Source organism: Notoacmeibacter ruber (assembly GCF_003668555.1).
In the GTDB taxonomy this organism is placed as follows: Bacteria; Pseudomonadota; Alphaproteobacteria; order Rhizobiales; family Rhizobiaceae; genus Notoacmeibacter; species Notoacmeibacter ruber.
On the sequence record NZ_RCWN01000001.1, the window covers coordinates 593,014 to 618,354 of the forward strand.

The following is a 25,341-nucleotide window of genomic DNA, read 5'->3' on the forward strand; positions in this document are numbered from 1 at the left end:
CGCTCCGTTTGTTTCTGGAAGGGTGGCACGGGACGCGCGCATCATTAGCGTCGAAGGCGTCGTGCTTCGGTCTAGCGTCCGGCGTCGTAACCGTAGAGCCAGTCCAAATCGTTCAGCAGGCTCTCTCCGCTTCGCGTGCGCAGAACCATATTGCGGCCAAGTGAGACCGGAAAACGGGCGTGCCAGACGAAATGGTTGAAGGCCCCCCGGCGTCGTGCTCTCGCGATGCGCGGTCGCCGCTCGGCCTCGTACTGAAGAAGAGCAGCCCGACGGTCGTCGCGCCAGGTTTGGAGGCAGCGGGCCAGAACGGCCGCGTCCTCGATGGCCATCGCGGCACCCTGCGCGGCAAAGGGCGTCATGGCGTGTGCCGCGTCACCGACCAGGGCAATGCCACCCGGATCGATAAACGCCGTACGGGGCGGCACGGCGTGCAGACCCCAGGCCAGCCACTCTGTTTCACCGGCCAGCTTGCCGAGCCCGGGAGCAATGCGCGATATCGCCTTTCGTGCGACGTCCGAAGACAGCTCCTCACTCCAGCCTGGGCCAGGATCCTCGCCGGCAATATTGGCCACGAGATTGACACCCTGGCCCTCGCCGAGGGGGTAAGCCACCAGATGAACGGAAGGCGCCAGGAAGGCCGAGACGCATCGCGTATCGATGCCGAAACGCGATGCCTTGGCCAGAGCATCTTCGCCGCGCAGCAGGGCTCGGAACGCAATCTCACCGGTGAAGCGCGGCGGCAGGCCACCTCGCATCCTCATTCGGATGACCGAGCGAACACCGTCGGCCCCGACGATCAGGTGACCCCACCGCTCTTCCTCGCCGCTCGGACCGTCGATGACCGCTCGTGCGCCGACCGCATCGCAACTGGCATCGACCACTGCACGGCTCGTTTCGATGGAAATCTGCGGCTCGTTCTTCACCGCGTTCCAGAGGATCGAATGCAGCCGCGCGCGATGAATGGTGAGGTAGGGCGCGCCCCAGCGCTTCTCGGCCATCGCACCGAGCGGCAGCTCGGTAATGGCCTTGACGCTCGGCGCCGCGACAAGCCGGATAGCGTCCGGCTGATGGGATTGTTCCCGAAGCTGCTTTTCGAGGCCGAGTCGGAAAAGGATGCGGCTGGCATTCGGCGAGAGCTGGAGCCCCGCTCCGACCTCGGTCGGTTCGTCGAAACGTTCCAGCAGGGTGACGGGGCGCCCTTGCCGCGCAAGGATCAATGAGGTGGTCAGGCCGGCAATGCCTGCCCCAGCGACGATAATGGATCTGGGAGGTTCCACGGTATTTTGCCTTTTCAGGCGGCGGCGACCTTGTAGGTGCAGCCTTCAGGTTTGGTTTCGTCAGCCGAGAGTTCGGGATTGTAGAGATAGAGTGTCGAGCAATAGGGACAGACTTTCTCGTCATCGCGGCCCATATCGAGAAAGACATGGGGATGGTCGAACGGCGGATTGGCGCCGACACACATGAATTCCCTGACGCCGATCTCGATGCGCTCGTGACCGGAACTGTTCTGGAAATGGGCGATGCGACTGGCCATTGATATCTCTCCGTTCGCCGTCTTTTTGCCGGCGTCTGTTGCGGGCCGGCAGGCAGAGGGTTTGTATCATCATGCGGGCCAATGCAAGGGTTGCCTTGCCGCTAATCGTTTGTTGCCCAATTGTTACACGATCGCGATAGGCCGCGTCGAATCAGGTTACAGCCGAGGCGACGGAGAGGACAGATCATGGATGCGACGAAGGATATTGGACGGATCGAAATTGCCGAGAACGGCTCGATGGTGGATCCCGTGCCAGATTCCGGTGACGTTCCCCTGAGCGAAAGGCCGGAACGTTTCGTCAATCGCGAACTGTCCTGGCTTCAGTTCAACCGCCGCGTCCTCGAGGAAGCGACGAACGAAAACCATCCGCTGCTGGAGCGGCTGCGCTTTCTCTCCATCTCGGCAGACAATCTCGATGAGTTCTTCATGGTCCGCGTCGCCGGGCTGGCCGGTCAGGTGGGGGCAGGCGTTACCGTGCGCTCGGCCGATGGTCGCACACCTGCGCAGCAGCTCGACGTGATCCTGAAAGAAGCGGCGCGGCTGCAGAACGAGCAGCAAAAGGTTCTGGTGGGACTGCTGGCTGCGTTGAAAAAGGAAGAGATCGATCTGGTCCAGCCGGGCAATCTCTCTCAGGCTGACCGGCGTTGGGTGACATCTCATTTCGAAGATTCCGTTTTTCCGGTTCTGACGCCTCTTTCGATCGACCCGGCACATCCTTTTCCCTTCATCCCCAATCTTGGCTTTTCGATCGCCCTGCAACTGAAGCGCAAGGCGACCCGCGAGCAGATGACGGCGCTGCTGCGTCTTCCCCCAGCCTTGACGCGGTTCATTAAGTTGCCGGATCGGGAGGTGCAGCCGACACGCTTCATCGCGCTGGAAGATGTGATCGAACTCTTCGTGCCGAAGCTGTTTCCCGGCTTCGAGGTGATCGGCTCCGGAACATTCCGTGTCATTCGGGACAGCGATATCGAAGTCGAGGAAGAATCGGAGGATCTCGTTCGCTATTTCGAAAGCGCGTTGAAGCGGCGCAGAAAAGGCTCGGTGGTGCGGGTCGAGTTTTCTGCCGCCATGCCGGAGGCGCTTCGAGAATTCGTGGCCGAACACCTCGGCGTCATGGGCAATCGCGTCACGGTGATCGATGGTCCGCTGGCCCTCAACCAGATTTCCGAAATTCTCGCATTGCCGCGTGAAGATCTAAAGTTCGAATCCTATTCCGCGCGCTTTCCCGAGCGTATCCGCGAGCATGATGGCGACTGCTTTGCGGCGATTCAGGAGAAAGACATCATCGTCCATCACCCCTATGAGAGCTTCGACGTCGTGGTCCAGTTTCTCCGCCAGGCAGCTCAGGATCCCAACGTCGTTGCCATCAAGGGCACGCTCTACCGGACCTCGAACAACAGTCCGATCATTCGCGCGCTCATCGACGCGGCGGAGGCTGGAAAGAGCGTCACGGCGCTCGTCGAACTGAAAGCTAGATTCGACGAAGAGGCCAATATCCGCTGGGCCCGTGATCTGGAACGGGCTGGCGTGCAGGTCGTTTTCGGGTTTCTGGAGATGAAGACCCATGCCAAGCTGACCACAGTGGTCCGCAAGGAGGAAAAGGGGCTCGTCACCTACTGTCACGTGGGGACGGGCAATTATCATCCGATCACGGCGAAGATTTACACGGATCTTTCCTATTTCACCGTGGATGAAACGATCGCGCATGATGTGGCGCAGATCTTCAATTTCGTAACCGGCTATGCCGAGCCGACCGATGAAATCGAACTGGCGTATTCGCCCTTCATCATGCGTGATCGCATGATCGGTCATATCGAGGATGAGATCGCCCACGCCAAGGCCGGTCGGCCCGCGCAGATCTGGATGAAGCTCAACAGCCTGCTCGATCCGGAAATCATAGACGCGCTCTATCGGGCCAGCGGCGCCGGGGTCGATATCGATCTGGTCATCCGCGGCATCTGTTCGCTGCGGCCGGGCGTTCCCGGCCTGTCGGATAATATTTCCGTAAAATCGATCGTCGGACGATTTCTGGAACACAGCCGCATCCTGTGTTTTGGAAATGGACAAGGGCTGCCAAGCGACAAGGCCATTGTCTATATCGGAAGTGCCGACATGATGCCGCGTAATCTGGACCGAAGGGTGGAGGTGCATGTGCCGATCCGCAACGGGACGGTCCACGAGCAGATTCTCGACCAGATCATGGTGGCCAATATCATCGATAACCAGCAGAGTTGGGAGATTCTACCCGATGGCAGCTCGCGCCGAATCGTGCGAGAGGAAGGCGAGGAAGCGTTCAGTGCCCAGGATTACTTCATGAACAATCCCTCTTTGTCGGGGCGCGGCGCGTCGATCAAGAACCATGCGCCGAAACGGCTGGCCAATTATCGGCGCCGTCGGCAGAATGCGTCGGCATCGACCAACGAGGCTGGACCACCCAATAAATGAGACTGCAATCCCAAGGCCGCCTACCGGGGCGCGAACCCGTCGCGATCGTCGATATCGGTTCCAACTCGGTTCGTCTGGTTATTTTCGAGGGCGTCACCCGGGCGCCCACACTCTTCTTCAACGAAAAGCTTCTTGCCGGGCTGGGGCGTTCTCTGGTCGATACGAACCGCTTGAACGAGGAGGGCGTCGAAGCGGCGATGCAGTCCTTCAGCCGCTTCCGCGCACTGTCTGATCAGGCGGGCGCCACCAAGATCCATGTCATCGCAACCGCTGCCGCGAGAGAGGCGGAAAACGGCGAGGCGTTCATCAGCGAGGCAGAAAAGCGTCTCGGCGCAGAAATTCGCGTTCTTTCAGGGCGAGAGGAAGCGTATTTCGCTGCGCTGGCGGTCAAGGCTCATTTCCATAAGCCGGCTGGCATTGTCGGTGATCTCGGAGGCGGGTCACTTGAACTCGTGCGGTTGAACGGTGACCACCCGGACGAGGGAATAACACTTCCGCTCGGTGGGTTGAGGCTCTGGGACGTGACAGGGAGCAATCCGCAGAAAGCAAGAAGCGTCGCGTCGGAGGAATTGAAACGCGCGCCCTTCCTCAAGGATGCGGCGGGCATGGATTTTTACTGTGTCGGCGGGACCTGGCGAAATCTCGCCCGGCTCCACATGGCGACGGTCAACTATCCGCTCTTCGTGCTCCACGAATATGCGATTGACGCCGAAAACTCCAAAACGATCGATTTTCTGAAGACAGTTGCCGCCGGCGATATCGATCAGATGAAGGGGATCGGCGACATATCGAAAAACCGCCGCGGCCTGTTGCCTTATGGCGCTGCGGTTCTGCTGGAAATCATCGAAACCATGCGGCCAAGGCGGATCGTCACTTCGGGTGTTGGCGTTCGCGAGGGCTATCTCTTTTCGCTTCTCGACGAAGAGGAACAGCGCGACGACCCGCTGACGGTCGGTGCCCGCGAACTGGCGATTCTGCGCGCCAGATCGGTGCGCCACGCCGAGGAGCTTGCCGATTGGACCGGCAGGGCATTCGAAGTCCTGGGTCTCGATGAAACCGAGGACGAGGCCCGATTGCGGCATGCAGCCTGTTTGATCGCCGATCTGGGCTGGCGGGCGCACCCGGATTATCGCGGTCTGCAATCCATGAATGTCATCGCCCATGCATCGCTGACCGCGATCGGCCATGGCGGCCGCGCTTTCCTTTCACTCGCCAATTTCTACCGTCATAACGGCCTTCAGGAGGAAGGATGGGCAGGCGAACTGCTGAGGCTGATGGATGAAAGGCTGATCCGCCGCGCGCAAGCGCTGGGGCTTCTGATGCGCGTTCTCTATGTGCTCTCGGCTTCCATGCCTCGCGTATTGCCTCGACTGACGATTCAGCGAACCGATGATGGTGAGATCGAGATCGCGATTCCGGCTGCTTTGAGCGCCTTGCACGGCAGCCGCCCATCCAATCGCCTCGCCAAGCTGTCCAAGTTTCTAGATATGCCGATGCGGCTGGTGGTTCGCTGACGTTCGTTCAGTCTGCTTCAGCGTTTTGCTCGTCATCCGCCTTTTGAGGCGGAGAGACCAGAAGCTTGTCGACGCGTCGTCCGTCGAGATCCACGACTTCGAAGGTCCAGCCCGAGACCTCGAATATTTCTCCCACCGTGGGCAGATGGCCAACTGATTCCAGTGTGAGGCCACCGACGGTTTCATAGTCGCCCGAGGGGATGGAAACCCTGAACTCGTCACGAAATTCATCGACGGGCATCCAGCCGGAGACGAGGTAGCTGCCGTCTTCGCGTTTCACGAAGGCCGGCTCGCCGGTCTCTTCTTCCTCGAAGACGCCAGCAATGGCCTGCAAGATGTCTTCGGTCGTAATCACACCTTCGAAATGGCCGTATTCATCGAAGACGAGACCCATATTGATCGCCGATTCCTTCAGTTTGTTCAGAACCTGGATCGATCGCGCATTTTCATAGATGACCGGCGCTTTCTGGATCATTTCTCGCAACTGCACGTCTTCGTCTCGTCCGAGCGCGATCAGCAGATCATGAGTGCGCACAATGCCAATAATATTGTCGTCCGATCCTTCGCGGACCGGCAGCCGTGAGCGGCGCGTTGTTTCGATCTGCTCGCGAATGGACTGAATGCTCTGCGCCACATCAAGCATTTCAACTTCGATCGTGGGCGTCATCAGAGCCTTGGCCTGTCGATCGGCAAAGCGCATGACGCCGCCGATCATAGCCTTCTCCTCGCTCTCGATCGTGCCCGATTCCTCGGCTTCGTCGAGCAGACTCCGAACCTCTTCGTCGGTGACCGTCTGCTTGATTTCGCGGCTCTGACCAAGCAGCATCAAAACGCCCTTGCTGCTGATGTTGAGAAGCCAGACCAATGGCGCCGCGATCCTTGAAAGAATATTCATCGGCCGGGCGACGGTCGCGGCTACGCCCTCGGGATGGCGGAGCGCAATCTGCTTGGGTACCAATTCGCCGATCACCAGCGACATGTAAGTCACCAGAGCGACAGTCAGACCGACGCCGGTCGTATAGGCCAAGTCTTCCGACATGCCGAAGATGTCTACGAGGTGAGCGGCAAGTTTGCGGCCGAGTGTCGCCCCCGAGAAGGCGCCGGAAACGATACCCACAAGGGTGATCCCGATCTGAACGGTCGAAAGAAAGCGCCCGGAGTCATTGGCGAGCTTCAAGGCCGTGGCCGCGCCCTTGTCACCGTTCTCTGCCAGTGCGCTCAAACGGGCAGGGCGCGCTGAAACCACCGCCAGTTCGCTCATGGCCAGCACGCCGTTGACGATGAAAAGCGCGAGGATGATCAGAAAGTCGATAAGCAATTTTTCGGTCCGGCGATAAGGAAAACGGTCTTCCCGCATCTAGGCCGATCATGGCCGCGGGGAAGCGCTCCCCGGCGATTCTGCGAAACGCCGGGCGATACAGTCGTCTTCAGGCCGACTTACAGATCGATGGCGCTGATTTTCCGGTCACGGAAGGCAAGGCCCACATCGCCGCGCAGAAGCCGCAGGGCTTCCAGCCCGAAAACGTCGCGTCGCCAGCCGGTGAGGGCCTGAACGTCCGCTTCCTCACCCATCACGGCGATTTTCTCGATTTCATCGCTCGTGGCGAGAACCTTAGGAGCAACGCCCTCCCGCTCGGCGACGAGACGCAAGAGAACCTTCAGAAGCTCGCTCGCCGCGCCGGCCCCTTCCGGAGAGCGTCGCTGCTTGGCAATTTTCGGCAGATCGCTTTCAGGCAAGGCGAGAGCTTCCTGGACCGCATCGGTGAGGCCCTGGACATGCTGGGAGCGCTCCCATCCCTTGGGAATGGCGCGCAGACGGCCGAGGTCTTCGGTCGTTTTCGGTTGCTGCTGGGCGATCTCGTAGATTGCATCGTCTTTGATGACGCGTCCGCGCGGCACATTGCGCTGCCGAGCCTGTTCTTCCCGCCATCTGGCGACGGTCTGCATGACAGCCAGTTCGCGAGGCTTACGTACCCGCATTTTGAGGCGCGTCCAGGCATCTTCCGGCTTGAGATCATAAGTCGCCGGCGACGTCAAAACGTCCATCTCTTCGCTGACCCAATGTGTGCGGCCGGCCGATTCAAGGCTCTGTTTCAATTCACGATAGACATCCCGCAGATGCGTGACGTCGGCGGCGGCGTATTTGAGTTGCTTCTCGGAAAGCGGCCGCCGTCGCCAGTCGGTGAAGCGGCTTGACTTGTCCAGTTGCTGGCCGGTGATTTTCTGGACCAGCGCATCATAGGAAACAGAGTCGCCATAGCCGCAAACCATCGCGGCGATCTGGGTATCGAAAATGGGATGGGGAATGAGACCGCCCATCTTGTAGATGATTTCCAGATCCTGCCTGGCGGCATGAAAGACCTTTACGACCTCTTCATCGCCCATCAGCGACCAGAAGGGTGACAGATCGATGTCCTTGGCCAGCGGATCGATCAGATAGACATTGTCGTCATCGGCGATCTGGATCAGGCACAGTTCCGGCCAGAAGGTCGTCTCGCGAATAAACTCCGTATCGACTGTCACGAAGGCAGCTTTCGAGAGCTGATCGATGGCGCTCTGAAGTTCATCCGTCCGGATAATGATCTGCATTTCACCTCGGTCCTGGCAGGCTGGTCTGTGGTTGCCTTCGTAAAGTCCATCCGTTAAGGGCCGCTACCGGTCGTCGTCAAGGCGCGTGCCGCGTCTGCCTTGACACGGGCACGGTCCCGTGCGCTTGTCCGCGCCGGTTTCCACCGGGCTTCGCGCGCCCGGTTCGGCACAGAAGAGTATCGCCAGGTGACCGCTTGGCCAAACCTCAAGGGTTTTACGAGAATGGACGATTCCATCCACCGCTATCGCACGCATAACTGCGGTGCGCTGTCGCTTTCCGAAGTTGGCCAGACGGTCCGCCTGTCCGGCTGGGTTCATCGCGTAAGAGACCATGGCGGCCTGCTCTTTATCGATCTGCGCGATCATTACGGCATCACCCAGATCGTGGCCGATCCGGATTCTCCGGCCTTCACGACCGCCGAAAAGCTACGCAGCGAATGGGTCATACGCATCGACGGCGTGGTCAAGCAGCGCGCCGAGGAAGCTGTCAACGCCAACCTTTCGACCGGCAACATCGAGGTCTTTGCTCGTGAGATCGAGGTGCTGAGCGAGGCAAAGGAACTGCCGCTGCCGGTGTTCGGTGATCTCGATTATCCCGAAGAGGTTCGCCTGAAATATCGCTTTCTCGATCTGCGCCGCGAGAAGCTGCACAACAACATCGTGCTGCGCACGAAAGTGATCTCGGAGATGCGCCGCCAGATGGTGCTTGCCGGTTTTACGGAATATTCGACGCCGATCCTGACGGCCTCCTCGCCCGAGGGCGCACGCGACTTCCTCGTGCCGAGCCGCATCCATGCCGGAGAATTCTACGCGCTTCCGCAGGCACCGCAGATTTACAAGCAGCTTCTGATGGTGTCCGGTTTCGACCGTTACTTCCAGATCGCGCCATGCTTCCGAGACGAAGATCCGCGGGCCGACCGCCTGCCGGGCGAGTTCTACCAGCTCGACCTCGAGATGAGTTTCGTGACGCAGGAGGATATTCTCGGCACGATGGAGCCGGTTGTCCGCGACGTGATCAAGGCCTTCGCAGGCGAGAAGTCGGTCACCGAGACATTCCGCCGTATTCCCTATGACGAGGCGATCCGCAAATACGGGTCCGACAAGCCGGACCTTCGCAACCCGATCGAGATGGAAGAGGTCTCCGACCATTTCCGCGACTCTGGCTTCAAGGTCTTCGCGAACATCCTTGCCTCTTCGGACAAGAACCAGATTTGGGCCGTCCCGGCAAAGAGCGGCGGCAGCCGCGCTTTCTGCGACCGGATGAATTCCTGGGCGCAGAGCCAGGGCCAGCCCGGCCTCGGCTATATCTTCTGGCGTGAAGAGGAAGGCGCTATTGCCGGTGCCGGCCCGCTCGCCAAGAATATCGGCCCTGAACGGACCGAAGCGATCCGCAATCAGCTCGGCCTGCAGGCAGGCGATGCCTGCTTCTTTGTGGCAGGCGATCCGAAGAACTTTGCTTCCTTCGCCGGAGCGGCGCGTGACCGCACGGGCGAAGAGCTGGGCCTGATCGACGAAGACCGTTTCGAACTGTGCTGGATTGTCGACTTCCCGTTCTTCGAATGGAACGAGGACGAAAAGCGCATCGAGTTTGCGCACAACCCCTTCTCCATGCCGCAGGGCGGGATGGAGGCGCTGGAAGAGGCGGAGAAGGGCGGCGACGAAGCGCTGCTCGGCCTGAAAGCGTTCCAGTACGATATGGTCTGCAATGGTTTCGAGATCGCCTCTGGCGGCATCCGTAACCACTTGCCAGACACCATGGTCAAGGCGTTCGAGCTGGCGGGCCTCTCCAAAGAGGTGGTCGAAGAACGTTTCGGCGGTCTCTACCGGGCCTTCCGGTATGGCGCACCGCCCCATGGCGGCATGGCCGCTGGCGTGGACCGTGTCATCATGCTTCTGGCTGGCGCGAAGAACCTTCGCGACGTTTCGCTGTTCCCGATGAACCAGCAGGCGCGGGATCTTCTGATGGGCGCTCCGGCTCCGGCTACCAACGCCCAGCTTCGCGAACTGAATCTCCGCGTCATTCCGCGCGAAAAGGAATAAGAGGATGGGCCGGGAAGCGCGGGCGACGAAAATCCTCGTCACCGGCTTCACGGCCTTTCCCGGCGCGCCCCAAAATCCAACCGAGTGGCTGATGGGTGCGCTGGCCGGCTGGCGGCCCTCCGGTTCCGATATCGCGACCGCCGTCCTGCCGGTCGATTACGCGGCGGCGCCGCGAACGCTCGAAGCCATCGGCGCCGATTTCGCACCGGACATCGCGATCCATTTCGGCCTCGCGCTTGCGGCGAAAGGGGTTTGCCTGGAGCGGCTTGCACGCAATCGCTGCACGGTGGACATTCCAGACAATGCCGGCATCAGCCGAACCGGCGAACTGATCGTGGCTGACGGCGATGATTGCACGTCGACACTCCCGCTGGAAATCATGGCGGAGCATCTGGCGGGTGCTAGCCTGCCCGTCGAGTGGAGCGACGACGCCGGCGGCTATCTTTGCAACCTCGTCATGTTTCACGCGCTGTCGGATCGTGTTGCGCGTGACTATCACCCGGAAATGGCGGGCTTCATCCATGTCCCGTTGCTGGAACGTATGCGGGGAGACGGGCAGGACGATCTTCACGCGATGACGGAAGCGCAGCTCTTGCTCGGCGCTCAGATCATTATCGGTGCCGCGCTGGCGGCCTATCGCGCCGACTTGTCGAAAGAGTAGCAGCCCGCTTCTTCCCAGGGCCCTCCGTGATAGCGCCACAGAAGGAGAGATACGGCCTTGGCTTTGAAAGGTGCGAAGCCAGCTTTCAATTTTCCAAAGAACGCCTTCGCTTCATCGGCGGCTACCTTGTTCTGGATCGTGATATGCGGCCGGAAGGGCTGTCGGTCCTGCCGTGTCAGCCATGGCGAGAAGCGCTCGGCCAGTCGCTGCCGAAGCATTGAGAGCGATTCGCTTTCGATCCTGTAGGCGCAGCCGAATCCCATGAAGAAGATGTCTGCGGCGGTGAGGGTGATCTCGCGTGTATGCGCGGCTTCATCCCTCAAAGCCTGACGGATGAAAGATTCTTCCGCCGAGGGAAGATGGTGAAAGAGAGGGCAGGAATGAAATTCCGTGCAGTCGGAAAATGACGCCGCCTCATCTCGTCGAAATGATCGAATGAGGCAGCGTCGAGTCCGGCGGTGACGATCAGTGGGCGATCGTCCTGAGGCATCAGTCCTGGTTGGCTGTCACGCTGGCGCCCAGCAGGTTCGTCAGCGTGTTGGGCTCAGACTTGGCGCGCTCGATGATCTGGCCGACTGTCGTTCCGTCTTCAGGCGATAGTTCGATGGTCAAGGATTGCGGATCGGCGAGATAGGTCTGAAGAGCCTCACTCACCTGACGCGCAAATTCCGCCGGGACGTACGAGGCCAGAAGGGCCGGTGCCAGCATGGCTGCCTGCAGCTTCAACTGCTCCGGCTGTGCATTCTGCCTTTCGGCCATGACGCCGATGACCTTGTCCGTCAGCGAATTGTCTTCCAACCGGATCGTGGCGCTTTCAACGCCGATCTTCTCGTAGAGTGGAAGAAGCTTCTCCTGCAGGAACTTCATCTGCTGTTCGTCATCATCCGTCTTCTGCATGTCCTTGGTGACGGCCTGGATCTTCGTGGCCAGATCGGCAGTGACGTTTGAGAACGCCCCGTCAACATCGAGCGTGAGCGCGTCCTCGACGACGATGGTTTCGTTGAAATCCATTTCTCCGCTCGAGGGATCGTATGTTCCGGTGACGTCGAAGCTCGCTTCGATCTGCGAATAACCGAGATCGGCGAGTTGCTTGCGCATCGCTTCACCTTTTTCACGATCTTCCTCGTCTTCGGGAGCCAGTTGGGTGTTGAAGGAAATGCGCTCGACGGAGAAGCGCGGCTCGATCACCCTGTCTTCACGGAAGGCAAGGTCGCTGCCATCGATATTCTCGACCGTCAGGAAATCGCCCTGCGGAACAGAGACCACAATGCTGTCCATCTGAACGCTGCCCACCTGCAGGCCTATGGTCTCGGCGTCTTCCTTCACTCCGAAAGACATGTCTCCGAAAACGGCAGGGGTAAGGGAGGTCTTGATCTCGTCCTCACTCTCGATGGTTTTTGCCGGCACTTCCAGCCGACCGATCATGTACCGATCGTCGGCTTCTGAAACATCCTCGAGGACGATCTGCTCATAGGTCGTCGAAGCGTCATCATCGAAACCGACCGTAACGTCTTTCAGCACGATATCGTCACCGTCGGCGCTGGCCGTGTCGAACTCGAAATCGATATCCTGTTGATCCAGCACTTCCGACAACCGATCGGCGACAGCCTGGGCATCCAGCGCCCATGCCGGCGCGCTGAGGGTGGGAAGCAGGGCAAGCCCGAATCCGGCTTGAAGCAGGAATTGGCGCATAATCGGGAATCCTCCGTGTCGGCAGCATCTCGTGCTGCGCTTTGGGCAAGTGCACGCAACCTATGGCTCGTTGCTGCGAGGAAAAGACATGACCGGAGAAATCTGCCCAAAGTTTGAGCGCCTGCGCCCGGCATTCGCTTATCAGATTGTCTGGCGAATGCGCGTAGGCCCCGATCCGCACGGAAGACTGCATTTGTTTTTCGGAAACCATGGAACGCGGCGCGCTTACACGCTTCATCACATTAGCGTTACCTGAACGAGGGCTTCATGGTCGCGACAGGTTGAGGCTGTCATTCTGCCCTTCTTCCGCAACGGAAGACAGGGAAGAGGAGAATGATCATGTCCCAAGTGTCAAATATCCTAAGACCATCACGCCTAGCGGCGCTCGCCGCGGTGACAATGACCCTGGCCATGCTTGCCGGGCCAGGGCCGGCGGCTGCACAGGTCAATTGCCGCGTTGTTCAGTCGATCGGCAATGCTTTGTCCGGTCAGATCCGCAACGAGATGAATGCCCGGGTTGCCGATACCAGTTACAGGATCAGCCGCCGCAAATCGTTGAACATTTACGGCGTCGACCAGGTCCGGTTCGATGGCTGTCGGATGCAGGCCGTTCTCTCGGTGAAGCTGAAGCGCAAGATAAGGCGCGATGCCTCCGGCACGGTGCGTATCGGCGCCACGGTGCAGAGCTTTGCCGGGGGGCGCATCTGCGTCGGTAATGTCGAGGTGGAAGACGTCTCGTTGAGCCGCACGCTCGGCGTTGGTGAGCGGTGGTACCGACGTGCGGCCAACCGCGCGCTGCCGAACGCGCAATGCTTTTCACGCTAGGTTTCTGAGCGAAGAAGCGTTCCGCTCCGCCGGATGGGCCTCATTCCGGCGGAGCGAGCCGGCAAGATGAGTCGAAAGCCGGTGAAAACCGCTGGAAAGCGGCGTTTCTGATTGGTGAAAGCGCAAGATTTCGGTATGACGATATCATGGGTAAAGAAGGCGACTCGGCAAGAGACGATATCACTCCGATCGATCTGAAAGGTGCGCTCGAAGAGCGCTACCTTGCCTATGCCCTTTCGACGATCATGCACCGGGCTCTGCCGGATGTGCGAGACGGGCTGAAGCCGGTTCATCGCCGGATCATGCACGCCATGCGACTGCTCAGGCTCGATCCCGACCGCGGCTACGTCAAATGTGCGCGCATCGTCGGCGACGTGATGGGTAAGTTTCACCCACATGGCGACAGCGCGATTTACGACGCTCTCGTGCGCCTCGCCCAGTCCTTCTCCGTGCGCTATCCGCTGGTGGACGGTCAGGGCAATTTCGGCAATGTCGATGGCGATAACGCCGCTGCCATGCGCTATACCGAAGCGCGGATGACCGAGGTGGCTTCCCTCCTTCTGGAAGGGATTACCGAAGATGCGGTCGATTTCCGGGATACCTACAACGAAGAAGATCGCGAGCCTGTCGTTCTGCCGGGCGCGTTTCCCAATCTTCTGGCCAACGGATCATCGGGCATCGCCGTTGGCATGGCGACGAATATTCCGCCGCACAATGCTGCCGAGTTGTGCGACGCCGCTCTCCACCTGATCAAGCATCCCAATACTCAAAGCCGTGATCTGACGCGCTTCGTGCCGGGGCCGGATTTTCCGACCGGCGGCATCATCGTCGAGAGTGCCGAGAGCATCGCCGAATCCTACGAGACGGGCCGTGGCGGTTTTCGCGTACGAGCTCGCTGGCACAAGGAAGATCTTGGCCGCGGCAACTGGGTCGCGGTCGTGACCGAAATTCCGTACCAGGTCCAGAAGGGCCGACTGATCGAGAAGATCGCCGAGCTTCTTCTGGCAAGGAAGCTTCCCCTTCTCGAAGATATTTCCGATGAGAGCGCGGAAGATATCCGTATCGTCCTGACGCCGAAGACGCGGTCGGTCGATCCGGAACTTCTGATGGAGAGCCTGTTCCGTCTGACGGACCTGGAAAGCCGCGTCTCACTCAACATGAATGTTCTGTCGGGCGGCAAGGTGCCCGGCGTTCTCTCTCTGGCCGAGTGCCTGCGCCAATGGCTCGATCACCGCAAGGATGTGCTGATCCGCCGCTCACGCCATCGCCTCGGCAAGATCGAGCAGCGGCTGGAAGTGCTCGGCGGGCTGCTGATCGCCTATCTCAACCTTGATGAAGTGATTCGCATCATCCGCGAGGAGGATGAGCCGAAGCAGGAACTGATCCGCACCTTCGAGCTGACCGACGTGCAGGCCAATGCCATTCTGGATATGCGCCTGCGCAATCTGCGCAAGCTGGAAGAAATGGAAATTCGCCGGGAGCACGAGAACCTGACCGAAGAGAAGGCGGGTCTGGAAGCGCTTCTCGCATCGGATGAGGAGCAGTGGAAAAGGATCGCCGAGCAGATCCGTGAGGTGCGTAAGACCTTCGGCCCCAAGATAGAACTGGGGCGCCGGCGAACTGACTTCGGCGACGCGCCCTCCAAGGATCTGGCGGCCATTCACGAAGCGATGATCGAGAAGGAGCCCGTGACCGTCGTCCTTTCCGAAAAGGGATGGGTGCGGGCGCTCAAGGGCCATCTTGCGGATCTTTCGAACCTCTCCTTCAAGGAGGGAGATTCGCTTAAGGTCGCGTTCCATGCGCAAACGACCGACAAGGTTCTCGTCCTATCGCGGTTCGGCCGGGTCTACACGATCGGCGCCGACCGTCTACCGGGTGGGCGCGGTGCGGGGGAGCCAATCCGCATCATGGTCGATATGGAGAACGACGACGACGTCGTTGCGGCTTTCGTCTATCAGCCGGGCGCTAAGCGGTTGATGGCCAGCAAGGCCGGATATGGTTTCATCGCCACGCAGGACGATCTTGTGGCCAATACCCGCAAGGGCAAGCAGGCCCTGAACGTCAAGGCGCCAGACGAAGCCGCCTTCGCCGTTCCGGTCGATGGAGACACGATCGCCATTGTCGGCGAGAACCGGAAAATGATCGTCTTTCCGATATCACAGGTCGCCGAACTGACGCGTGGCAAGGGGGTGCGTCTCCAGCGCTACAAGGATGGCGGAGTCTCCGACGTGAAGGTCTTTGCTCTCTCGGAGGGTCTGACCTGGCAGGATAGTGCAGGCCGAAGCTTCAGCCGTTCGGAAGAGGATTTGCTGGAGTGGAAGGGCGACCGGGCCATGGCGGGTCGGATGGTGCCGAAGGGCTTTCCGAAGAGCGGCAAATTCGGCGGCTAGGCAGGCCTGCAGGCAGCGAAGTCATCAAAAAGCGGCCGATTTTGACCCGGCTTTCAAAATCGCCTCGCCACCGGCGAAAGGTTTGGATGGGAACCGGACCGTCCGATTTTCAGCAGTTGCGGTAGAGCTTCTACCCGAGCGGTCGAAACAAATGGGTCGTGTGCGCGCGATCTATAGGTACAAAGCCGAGCGTCGGCCAGAACATTTCGGCATCCGGTCCATCGGCATGAAGTATGATCGGCCTGTTGAAGGGGGTGGCGTGTTTCAGGACATGCATTGCAATCTGTCGACCGACACCGAGCCGACGGAATGAAGGACGCACATAGAAGCGCCTCATCCGCAAGTAGCCGGCTTCGACAAAGTCATGAGTGATCCCCCCAATTCCCGCCGTTTCACCGTCGACTTTCGCCAAAAGCAAAATTTCGCCAGGGCGCTCGAAGCGATTGAGGCCGGCGCTCCATTCATCGCTGAGCACTGATATCGTGTCGAAGCCTTCGGCATCTGCGTCCTGCATCAGTACGTCGATTGTTTCGGGCAAAAAGCCGACCCGGCTTATCTCGATAGCGCGACGATCTGACACTGTTTCGCTCTCCTGCCATCACTTGCCTGTAGCTTGGCGAGTCAGAGGTGACGCTGCAACGACTGCGAAAGGCGCTTATCGACTGCAGGACGCCCCGGGTCCGGCCGGTTAGCAATATTGGCGAACGCCGGCGCGTTTTCATGGCGCTATCTCGCGTTTCTTTTAACCACTTCGGTGCAGAGTGCGAATGATCGTTCGCTTCTCCTTGACCAAAGGTACGGTAGATAATAAATGCGAATGACTGTTCGCACTTTGGCCGTTCCTATGAATTTTTTCCAGTCTTGCAGATATCGTCGTGGAGAGACGCGACAATCCAGCCGCGCAGAAAATCGCGAGCTCCAGACCGCTCGCATTCTGCAGGCCGCAGCGGCCTGTTTCGTCCGGTCGGGGTTTCAGGGCGCTTCCATGCATGAGATCTGCCGTGAGGCCGGTATGAGCCCGGGCGCGCTCTATCGCTATTTCCCCTCCAAGGAAGCGATTATCGAAGCGATCGTCGAAGAGGTTCGCAAGCGCGACGCCGAGTTTTTATCGGAAATGGCAAATAGCGACGATGTGGTCGAAGGGCTGGTAAAGGCTTTTTACAATCATCTCCGCTCTGCGGAGGAAACCGGCTTGAGGCCTCTCTTTATTGAAATTCGTGCCGAAGCCATGCGCAACAAGGCGGTGCACGAGACGTGCCAGCTCGTCGAGGGCGTGGTACGCGAGAGTTTCCGTTCCTATCTCAGCGCAGCAAAGGACGATGGTCTGATCGATCCCGTCGTCTCTCTCGATGCTCTGATGACCGTTCTTATGTCGATCGGGGAAGGGTTCCTGATAGCCGATCTGCCCGGCCATGAGCTTTCTCGGGACGAGATCAAACAGGCCCTTACAGATACGATTTCCGCCGTCGTGCGACCGACCACACGTTCGCGCGAGCCCTCACTTGTTTGCATTGATGGAAAAGTTTGACATGCGTCGCTACGCCTTTCTCCTGATGACGGCCTCATTGCTGGCCCTCGCGCCGGCATCTTCCTCTGCATGGGCAGAGGAAACCGGCGCAGCCACGGAGTCGAACCAATCGCAGAGCAAGCCCCCTGCCATTCGCGTGACTGAAGCCGGCAATCGCCGCATGACGTCTACGCTCCCCGCAAACGGGACCATTCGCCCACGACAGGAGGCCGTGGTCGGAACGGACCTTTCGGGGCTGACGATCGTCGAGCTTCTGGCCGATCAGGGCGACATGGTGAAGAAAGGCGAGGTCTTGGCGCGCCTTGATACCAGCTCACTTGAAATTCAGAGAGCGCAGGCTGTCGCACAGCGCGAGGCTGCGAAGGCACAGGTCTCGCAGGCGGAGTCGCAAGTGGCTGACGCGCAGGTGGCCGTTCGCCAGGCCGAAGACGCTCTGCAGCGCCAGGAGAGGTTGCGAAAGAGCGGAACCGTGGCGCAGGCCGCCCTCGATGATTCAAGTTATGCCGTCGACAGTGCACGCGCGAAAATGCAGACCGCCCAGCGTGCCGCTTCCGCCGCGCAGGCCCAGATCGCCGTTTCCGATGCCCAGATCCGGGATATTGACCGTCGTCTCGCCGATTCCGAGGTAACGGCGCTGGCAGATGGGCTCGTTCTGGAGCGGAACGCCACCTTGGGCGCTATTGTCGGTGCGGGTGCAGCGCCTCTTTTCCGGATTGCGGTGGGCGCCGAACTCGAACTGGCCGCCGAGATTTCGGAAACCGAACTCCTGAAGATCGAGCCTGGTATGAAGGCGGAGATATCGCTGCCCGGTCGCCGCGATACGATCGAGGGCACTGTCCGTATCGTCGATCCCGAAATCGATCCCACCACGCGGTTGGCCACAGTCCGGATTTCCCTACCGGAGGTCGATGGACTTCGCGTCGGCGCTTTCGCCAGAAGCAATATCGAGACGGTGGACCGCGAGGCGGTGGCCGTTCCGTCCACTGCAATTCTCTACGATGGGCGCGATCCGCAATTGCAAAAGGTCGTCGACGGGGTCGTCCAGACCACCGCCATCGATATTGGTGTGCGGACCGAGGGCTTTGTCGAGGTTCTTGGCGGGGTCGATGTCGGCGACGTTGTTGTAACCCGTGCAGGTACGTTCGTCGCCAATGGAGACCGCATTCGCCCTATTCGTGAAACGGCAGCGGTTTCCGACGCTGGTCAGCAGACAGGCTCGATCGACTGATGAATTTTTCCGCCTGGTCCATCCGGCATCCCATGCCGCCAATATTGCTGTTCATCGTGCTGCTGGTGATCGGCCTGATGAGCTTTTCCAAGCTGCCTGTCACACGGTTTCCCAACATCGATTTCCCGCTGGTCTCGATCGTGGTGACAGACCCCGGGGTTGCCGCATCGGAAATGGTGACGCAGACGACCAAGATCGTCGAAGACGCCGTCGCCAATATTTCCGGCGTCGATCAGGTTATCTCCAATATCACGGAAGGCCGCTCCGTAACTGTCGTTCAGTTCAAGCTGGACGTCGAGACACAGGAAGCGGTGACCGATACGAAAGATGCGGTCGAACGCATTCAGGCGGATCTACCGGGTTCGGCGGACGATCCGATCGTCAACCGGATCGATATCGAAGGTCAGGCGATTGTCACCTATGCGGTTTCCAATCCCGCCATGACGCTGGAAGAGCTTTCCTGGTTCGTGGACGATACGGTGATCTCTGATCTGCAGGGGCTCTCCGGCGTCTCGAGGGTGGATCGCTATGGCGGCGTCAAGCGCGAGGTCGAGGTCGAGGTCGACCCGGACCGGCTTGCCGCGCTCGGCGTTTCCGTCGGACAGATCAACAATGCTCTGCGCGCGGCAAATGCTGACCTTACGGGCGGCCGGGTCGAGATTGCCGGCCGTGAACAGACCGTCCGTGCACTTGGCGCAACGCAGACGATGGAAGATCTGCGACAGCTCGAAATACCGCTGGCCGGTGATCGACGGATCCGGCTTGAGGAGGTGGCGACGGTCACCGATGGCTGGTCGGAACAGCGGTCCTTCTCGCGGGTCAATGGTGAACCTGTCGTCAGCTTCGGCGTCTTTCGGGGCAAGGGCGCGTCCGACGTTTCCGTAGCCGAGCGCGTGTCGGAGGCCGTTGCCGAAATTCAGCAGGCCAATCCCGACATCGATCTGCGCATCGTGGATACCTCGGTCGAATACACCGAGGGCAATTATGAAAGCGCGATGCATACCCTTTACGAAGGCGCCTTGCTGGCCGTCGCGGTGGTCTTCCTCTTCCTGAGAAATCTGCGAGCCACGCTCATCGCGGCCGTGGCGTTGCCGCTTTCCATCATCCCGACCTTCTGGATGCTGGATATGCTCGGCTTTTCGCTCAACCTCGTCTCACTGCTTGGCGTGACGCTGGTCACTGGCATTCTCGTCGATGACGCCATCGTGGAGATCGAGAATATCGTCCGCCATATCGGCATGGGCAAATCTCCCTACCGCGCGGCTCTGGAGGCCGCCGATGAGATCGGCCTTGCAGTGATCGCCATTTCGACGACGATCATCGCCGTTTTTGCGCCCGTTTCCTTCATGGATGGCATCGCAGGCCAGTATTTCAAGCAGTTCGGCCTGACCGTTGCCGTGGCGGTGTTCTTTTCTCTGCTTGTCGCTCGACTCATCACTCCGCTCATGGCGGCCTATCTGATGCGCGGGTCCGGCCATCCTGAGGATCAGGAACCTGGCCGCCTGATGCGTTTCTATACAGATTTCCTCTATGGCACGCTGCGTTTCCGCTGGCTCACGCTTTTTGTCGGCGTCGCATTCTTCTCGACCGCCATTTGGAGCACGTCGCTCCTGCCGACGGGATTTCTGCCGAAGGAGGATGCGTCCCGCGTGGTGCTGTCTCTGGAGCTCCCGCCCGGCAGTCAGTTGGACGACACGCGAGGGTCCGCTGACGAACTGGTTACGCGTCTGAGGCAGATTCCAGAGGTGGAAAATGTCTATGTGGTCGGTGGTGCGAGCCCAACAGGCGATCTTGAGCTGCGCCGCGGCTCCATCACCGTCGATCTGATCCACAAATCGGAGCGCGACCGGACACAGGCGCAGATCGAAACGGAAATCCTGGATATTGTAGAAGATGTGCCGGATATCCGCGCCTATTTCGTCGATGATCGCGGCGAGCGGGAGCTTCAGATCGCTCTTCTGGCTGAAAATGAGGACGCCCCGCTGGACGCCGCCGCACGGGATATCCAGCAGGCGATGGTCGAGACCGGGCTCTTTCGCTCGGTGACCTCCAATGCCGCGCTCGACAGGCCGGAAATCATCATTGAGCCGCGGCAGGACCGTTTGGCGGAACTGAACATTTCGACGTCGACCTTGTCCGAGGTCTTGCGTGTGGCAACGATCGGCGATTTCGATCAGAACCTGGCGAAGTTCACGATTGAAGATCGGCAGATTCCGATTCGCGTGCAGCTTTCCGATGCCGCGCGCGAAGATCTGGACGTGATCCGGCAGCTCAGCATTCCGACCCCCTCGGGGCGGACGGTTCCGCTTGATTCCGTGGCAAATGTGCGTTTCGGCCAGGGGCCGACCTCGATTCAGCGCTTCGATCGTGAGCGTCGCATCCTGATCGGTGCGTCTATGGCGGAGGGTTTGGAGATCGGCGTCGGCACGGAGGCCATCGACAATCTGCCGGAAGTTCAGAACCTGCCTGACGGATTGCGCGTGCAGGAGGCCGGCAATGCCGAAGTAATGGGCGATGTTTTCGCGGGCTTCCGGGATGCCATGATCACCGGTCTCATGCTGGTTCTCGTCGTCCTGATCCTGCTGTTTGGATCGGTCTTCCACTCAATGACCATTCTTCTGTCGCTGCCATTCTCGATCGGCGGCGTGGTGGCCGCGCTCGTCCTGACCAATACGGCCATTTCGATGCCTGTCGTCATCGGCATCCTGATGCTCATGGGCATCGTGACGAAAAACGCCATCATGCTTGTGGATTTCGCGATTGAAGAGATCAAGCTGGGCGTGCCGCGGCGCGACGCGATGATCGACGCTTGCCGTAAGAGAGCGCGTCCGATCATCATGACCACCATCGCAATGAGCGCCGGCATGATACCGGCCGCCCTTGCCATTGGCGATGGCGGTGAATTCCGCGCGCCCATGGCCATTGCCGTGATCGGCGGTCTGCTCGTCGGCACCATGCTGACCCTGATCTTCGTGCCGAGCCTCTTCGACATCATGGACTCCGTCAGCGGGCGGGTAACGTCCTTTTTCAAATGGCTGCTGAAGCCGAATGCGAAGGAGGAAGTGAGCGACGAGGAGATCCACAGCGCCAATGTCGAGCAGCACAAGCATGATGCCGAGGAAGTAGCGGGCCGCTATGGCCACGCCGCCGAATAGCTGTCAGGCGCCGCGGAACGGGACCGTCCGTCGCTCACGCCGCCGCCGTCTTATCTGGCAGACCGTGTCGAAAGCTACGGCGCCCACGATGAGCGCGCCGCCTAAAAGCGAAAGCGGGGTGATGCCCTCGCCGAAGATCAGAAAAAGCCAGATAGGCGCTATGGTGGTCTCAAGCAGATAGAAAAGAGCCGCCTGAGGCGCCGGTATATATCGCGGCGCTTGTGCCAGACAGAAAAAGGCGATCGGAAGCGTGATCGCCCCGTTCACAGCAAGCCAGAACCACGAGCCGACCTCAGGCGCTGTTTCGCCATCCACCAGCATCATGCCTCCCATGAGAGCAGGTAGAACGCAGGCGATCAGCGGGGTGAAACCCATGGATTTGCCGCTCCATCTCGAAACGGTAATGGCGCCGGCGATCAGGCTTGCCACGCCGAAGCCGCAGAGTTTGACGAAACCGCTTCCAGCCGTGGGATTGCCGACGATCAACCCGACGCCGAGCAGAACGAGGATAAGCGCGATCCAGGTGGCGGGGGCTGGTCGTTCGCCAAGAAAGAAAAAGGCGAGGAGGGCCGCGATCAGCGGGCTCGTCGCAAGAAGAAACAGCATCGCGCCTGTTGCGCCCTCATCGGCCGAGGCGACCACGCCAGTGACGAAGACGATCGATCCCGTTCCGTAAAAGAGACTGACGAGAAGGCCATGCCAGCCGGGAATGAGCGGTGGCGCGTCCTTCCTGAGCGAGCGCCAGACCGCCCAGATGCCAATGGCAGCCAGCACTTCCAGCATCGAACGGAAAAGTAGGGCCGAGGCCAGGTTGGCGTCGGCCAGTCGCAATGTGGGTATGTCGAAGGTCAGGGTCAGTCCGCCCGTCAATGCGAGCGCATAGCCCAGCAATAAGGGCCTCGGTCCTGTCTTATTCATCTCGTTCCTGCTGAAAACATCGTGCCGCGGTTGGGCCATAGACGGCTCACGGCGGGCTGTCGACAGGTGCCGCTTTGCAGGAAATCGGCGGTCAGTCGGGCTGGTAGCGTTCCCAGCCGGCAGGCATCAGATGTTCTTGCGGTTGGAAGCGGATCTTATAGGCCATCTTTCTGGAGCCCTTGACCCAATAGCCGAGATACACATGCGGCTTGCCCGCTTCGCGCGCCCGTCGCACATGGTCCAGAATGAGGTATGTGCCGAGCGATCGGTCTTCCTGTTTTGGATCGTAGAAGGAATAGACCATCGAGAGACCGTCGGACATTTCGTCCGTCAGCGCGACGGCGACGAGTTCGCCTTCTCCCTCGCCGGTGAGGAAGCTATCCGGGCCGCGTCTGCGATATTCGATGACCCGCGTGTCGACGAAACTGTCTTCCACCATCATCGCATAATCAAGGACCGACATTTCCGCCATGCCGCCATGGGCGTGTCGCGCCAGAAGGTAATCCCGGAAGAGATCATACTGTTCGGAACTCGGCTCTGCCGGATAGAGGGTGCCAACCAGATCGGAATTGCGTTTCAGAACGCGTTTCTGGTTTTTCGACGGCGCAAATTCCTCCGCTAGAATGCGGACCGAAACGCAGGCCCGGCAGGTCTCGCACGCCGGCCGATAGGCAATATTGGCGCTTCGGCGAAAACCGCCCTGCGTCAGCAGGTCGTTGAGTTCGGGAGCGCGGTCGCCGACAAGATGCGTAAAGACCTTCCGCTCCTGCTGGTCTGGCAGGTAAGGACAGACCGAAGGGGAGGTTAGAAAAAATTGCGGCGTCTTGGTCGGATGCTGCGTCATCGTCCCGGTAATGTGGTCTCGCTGTCCGGTCAGTTCCAGAGCCCATAATACCACGGTGCGAAAAGACTGAAAGCAACCCAAAGAATAATGACGAGAGGAACGCCAGTCCGGACGAAATCTCCAAAGCTGTAGCCGCCTGGACCCATCACCAGCAGATTGGTCTGATAGCCCATCGGCGTGGCGAATGAAGCGTTGGAAGCGAAGATGACCGTCGCGACCATGGCTTCGGCGGGAATGCCGGCAAGCTCGGCAGCCGAAAGGGCGACTGGTGTCGCCAGAACGGCCGTCGCATTGTTGGAAAGAAAATTGGTCAGTATGGCGACGAAAAGGAAGAAGCCGGAGAGAACAAACGGCGTGGGCCATGCGCCCATAGCGGCGATCACAGCTTCGGCCAGAAACTGCGCGCCGCCCGTTTCTTCCAGAGCCGTCGCCGCCGCGATCGACGCTCCGACAAGGAGGAATATCTGTCCGTTGAAGGCGCGCTTGGCCTGAGTGAGCGTAAGGCAGTTGGTCGCCACCATCAGAACGGCGCCGACGGTTGCCGAAATGGAAATCGGTGCGATCCCGCTCAGCGCTGCAAGCACGACACCGGCAAATATGCAAAGCGCCAGCCAGGCCTTCTGCGTCTGCGGGACAGCTTCGGCGCTCCATTCCATCAAGAGAAGGTCGTGATTGTCGCGGATCGCAATCAGCCGCTCACTACGGCCGCCTACCAGAACGATATCGCCCGGCTCGAGCCTGATATCGCCCATCGAAAGCCGCCCCATACGGCTCCTGCGCTGCACGGCGAGCACATCGACGCCATGCTCCGTCTGGATGCCGGAGTTGCGGACCGTTCGTCCGCTATGGCGGGAACCGGGAGCGACGATCGCCTCGACGACCTGATAATCCGGGCCTGGTGTGCTGGGGGTCTCTGCCGAGCTGGGATCGTCGTCGTTTTCGCCGACCATCGTGCTGCGCGTTCCACGCGCCAGCGCCTGCATGAACGCCTTACGCGTGCCCGCCAGAACGATCAGATCACCCTGGCTGATGACGACGTCCTCAAAGGGCGGGAGAATCTTGACGCCGCGCCGTTCGATGATCCTCGGCATGAGGTTGCGCAGTCCCGGGAAAAGTCCGGCGCGGCTTTCCATGCCAACAAAGGGGTGATCGGGACCGACCCGGATTTCACCGATGAACTGGGCGCCGGCGCCGGATCGCTTTCGAGCTGCGGCGTTATCCTTGCGTCCGATCAGTCTTGGGACGAAGAACAGCACATAGAGACCGCCGCAAAGAAGTAGGACAACGCCGGGCACAGTAATGTCGAACATGCCGATCTGCAGGCCCTGCTTGGCAGCGACACCCGCCACCAGAAGGTTGGTGGATGAACCGATCAGCGTTGTCATGCCGCCGAGAATCGAGAGATAGGAGAGAGGAAGCAGCGACTTTGCGACATCCAGATTGCGCTGGGCGGCCAGCACGGTCATCACCGGTATGAAGATGACGACAACGGGCGTGTTGTTGAGGAAGGCCGATAGGATCGCAGCCGCGACAAGCGTGATCGTGACGGACAGCGTCGCGGATCGCCCGCCCAACTTGCTGATCATCCGCGCGGGCCGATCCATCGCATCGGTAGCGAAGAGGCCCTGTCCGACAATAATGAGCGCGAGGACGCTGATGAGGGCGGGGTTGGCGAAACCGTTCAGAAGCTGCTCGGGCGGAAGCGCCGCGCCGGGGCCCTGCAAAGGCACCAGTGTGAAAAGAGCGAGCAGCGCCGCCAGAGACCCGATGCTGACTGCCTCGAGCGTGAAGCGGTTGCTGACATAGGCCGCAATGGTCAGCCCGATGACGAGAAATGTCGCCCAGATGTGAAAGTCGCCCATTTAGCCGACTGGTCCCCCATAGTCAGCCGGGAACATACGCCAAGCGTGGACGGTGAAAAAGAGAGTTATCATCGGCACATGTAGAAGGCGGAAAAACTTTTCCCTCCTTTCGGCTC

At 59.9% G+C, this 25,341-nt stretch carries 19 protein-coding genes; 9 read left to right on the top strand and 10 right to left on the bottom strand.

The annotated features are described in order from the left end of the window. Positions 1 to 71 precede the first annotated feature (71 nt). Entirely contained in the window at positions 72 to 1,277 is a 1,206-nt protein-coding gene (locus tag D8780_RS02770) for an FAD-dependent monooxygenase (RefSeq protein ID WP_158598422.1), read from the bottom strand. 14 nt (positions 1,278 to 1,291) lie between these two features. Next, positions 1,292 to 1,534, bottom strand: coding sequence for a zinc-finger domain-containing protein (locus D8780_RS02775; protein ID WP_121644261.1), 243 nt, complete (start codon positions 1,532 to 1,534; stop codon positions 1,292 to 1,294). Positions 1,535 to 1,771: 237 nt separating this feature from the next. On the opposite strand from D8780_RS02775, the gene D8780_RS02780 reads away from it, so the two are divergent. Together D8780_RS02780 and D8780_RS02785 are read left to right on the top strand one after the other, a co-directional pair. Continuing rightward, positions 1,772 to 3,979: an RNA degradosome polyphosphate kinase gene (locus D8780_RS02780; protein WP_121646318.1), complete on the top strand. Its 2,208-nt coding sequence runs from the start codon at positions 1,772 to 1,774 to the stop codon at positions 3,977 to 3,979. Then, positions 3,976 to 5,493 (top strand): Ppx/GppA phosphatase family protein, encoded by a 1,518-nt coding sequence (locus tag D8780_RS02785; protein ID WP_121644262.1) that lies wholly within the window; start codon positions 3,976 to 3,978, stop codon positions 5,491 to 5,493. Before D8780_RS02780 ends, D8780_RS02785 begins: the two co-directional genes overlap by 4 nt. 7 nt (positions 5,494 to 5,500) lie before the next feature. Here D8780_RS02785 and D8780_RS02790 read toward each other — a convergent pair whose 3' ends face one another. Next, positions 5,501 to 6,811, bottom strand: a complete 1,311-nt coding sequence (locus D8780_RS02790; RefSeq protein WP_121646319.1) for a hemolysin family protein — start codon at positions 6,809 to 6,811, stop codon at positions 5,501 to 5,503. A gap of 119 nt (positions 6,812 to 6,930) precedes the next feature. Next, the gene (gene rnd / locus D8780_RS02795) at positions 6,931 to 8,082 is read right to left on the bottom strand and encodes a ribonuclease D (RefSeq protein ID WP_121644263.1); all 1,152 of its coding nucleotides are present in this window, start codon (positions 8,080 to 8,082) and stop codon (positions 6,931 to 6,933) included. 234 nt (positions 8,083 to 8,316) lie between these two features. Here rnd and aspS point away from each other — a divergent pair, with 234 nt between their 5' ends. Both aspS and D8780_RS02805 read left to right on the top strand, forming a co-directional pair. After that, positions 8,317 to 10,122: an aspartate--tRNA ligase gene (gene aspS, locus D8780_RS02800; protein ID WP_425373640.1), complete on the top strand. Its 1,806-nt coding sequence runs from the start codon at positions 8,317 to 8,319 to the stop codon at positions 10,120 to 10,122. 4 nt (positions 10,123 to 10,126) lie between these two features. Further along, positions 10,127 to 10,783 (top strand): pyroglutamyl-peptidase I, encoded by a 657-nt coding sequence (locus tag D8780_RS02805; RefSeq protein WP_121644265.1) that lies wholly within the window; start codon positions 10,127 to 10,129, stop codon positions 10,781 to 10,783. Here D8780_RS02805 and D8780_RS02810 read toward each other — a convergent pair. Continuing rightward, entirely contained in the window at positions 10,756 to 11,106 is a 351-nt protein-coding gene (locus D8780_RS02810; protein WP_245412237.1) for a 2'-5' RNA ligase family protein, read from the bottom strand. The genes D8780_RS02805 and D8780_RS02810 overlap by 28 nt on opposite strands. Before the next feature lie 166 nt (positions 11,107 to 11,272). Further along, a complete protein-coding gene (locus D8780_RS02815; protein ID WP_121644266.1) occupies positions 11,273 to 12,475 on the bottom strand; it encodes a hypothetical protein in 1,203 nt (400 codons plus the stop codon). Between the two features lie 339 nt (positions 12,476 to 12,814). On the opposite strand from D8780_RS02815, the gene D8780_RS02820 reads away from it, so the two are divergent. Together D8780_RS02820 and parC are read left to right on the top strand one after the other, a co-directional pair. Further along, entirely contained in the window at positions 12,815 to 13,300 is a 486-nt protein-coding gene (locus D8780_RS02820; RefSeq protein ID WP_147440268.1) for a hypothetical protein, read from the top strand. A 146-nt stretch (positions 13,301 to 13,446) separates the two neighbouring features. Then, positions 13,447 to 15,690 (top strand): DNA topoisomerase IV subunit A, encoded by a 2,244-nt coding sequence (parC, locus tag D8780_RS02825; RefSeq protein WP_121644268.1) that lies wholly within the window; start codon positions 13,447 to 13,449, stop codon positions 15,688 to 15,690. 130 nt (positions 15,691 to 15,820) lie between these two features. Here the strand turns inward: parC and D8780_RS02830 are convergent, their stop codons facing one another. Next, complete coding sequence (locus D8780_RS02830) at positions 15,821 to 16,270, bottom strand: GNAT family N-acetyltransferase (protein ID WP_245412238.1); 450 nt, start codon at positions 16,268 to 16,270, stop codon at positions 15,821 to 15,823. Positions 16,271 to 16,534: 264 nt separating this feature from the next. Between D8780_RS02830 and D8780_RS02835 the strand changes: the two genes are divergently transcribed. From D8780_RS02835 to D8780_RS02845, 3 genes are read left to right on the top strand one after another with little or no spacing between them, the layout of a single operon-like run. Next, a complete protein-coding gene (locus tag D8780_RS02835) occupies positions 16,535 to 17,218 on the top strand; it encodes a TetR/AcrR family transcriptional regulator (RefSeq protein WP_158598423.1) in 684 nt (227 codons plus the stop codon). A 1-nt stretch (position 17,219) separates the two neighbouring features. Continuing rightward, a complete protein-coding gene (locus tag D8780_RS02840; protein ID WP_158598424.1) occupies positions 17,220 to 18,446 on the top strand; it encodes an efflux RND transporter periplasmic adaptor subunit in 1,227 nt (408 codons plus the stop codon). Next, positions 18,446 to 21,601 (top strand): efflux RND transporter permease subunit, encoded by a 3,156-nt coding sequence (locus D8780_RS02845; protein ID WP_121644271.1) that lies wholly within the window; start codon positions 18,446 to 18,448, stop codon positions 21,599 to 21,601. Before D8780_RS02840 ends, D8780_RS02845 begins: the two co-directional genes overlap by 1 nt. 3 nt (positions 21,602 to 21,604) lie before the next feature. Here D8780_RS02845 and D8780_RS02850 read toward each other — a convergent pair whose 3' ends face one another. From D8780_RS02850 to D8780_RS02860, 3 genes are all read right to left on the bottom strand, one after another. After that, positions 21,605 to 22,519, bottom strand: a complete 915-nt coding sequence (locus D8780_RS02850; RefSeq protein ID WP_158598425.1) for a DMT family transporter — start codon at positions 22,517 to 22,519, stop codon at positions 21,605 to 21,607. A gap of 91 nt (positions 22,520 to 22,610) precedes the next feature. Beyond that, entirely contained in the window at positions 22,611 to 23,363 is a 753-nt protein-coding gene (locus D8780_RS02855) for an arginyltransferase (protein ID WP_121644273.1), read from the bottom strand. Between the two features lie 29 nt (positions 23,364 to 23,392). Continuing rightward, on the bottom strand, positions 23,393 to 25,225 hold the full coding sequence (locus D8780_RS02860) for a sodium:proton antiporter (protein WP_121644274.1): 1,833 nt from the start codon (positions 25,223 to 25,225) through the stop codon (positions 23,393 to 23,395). Positions 25,226 to 25,341 lie beyond the last annotated feature (116 nt).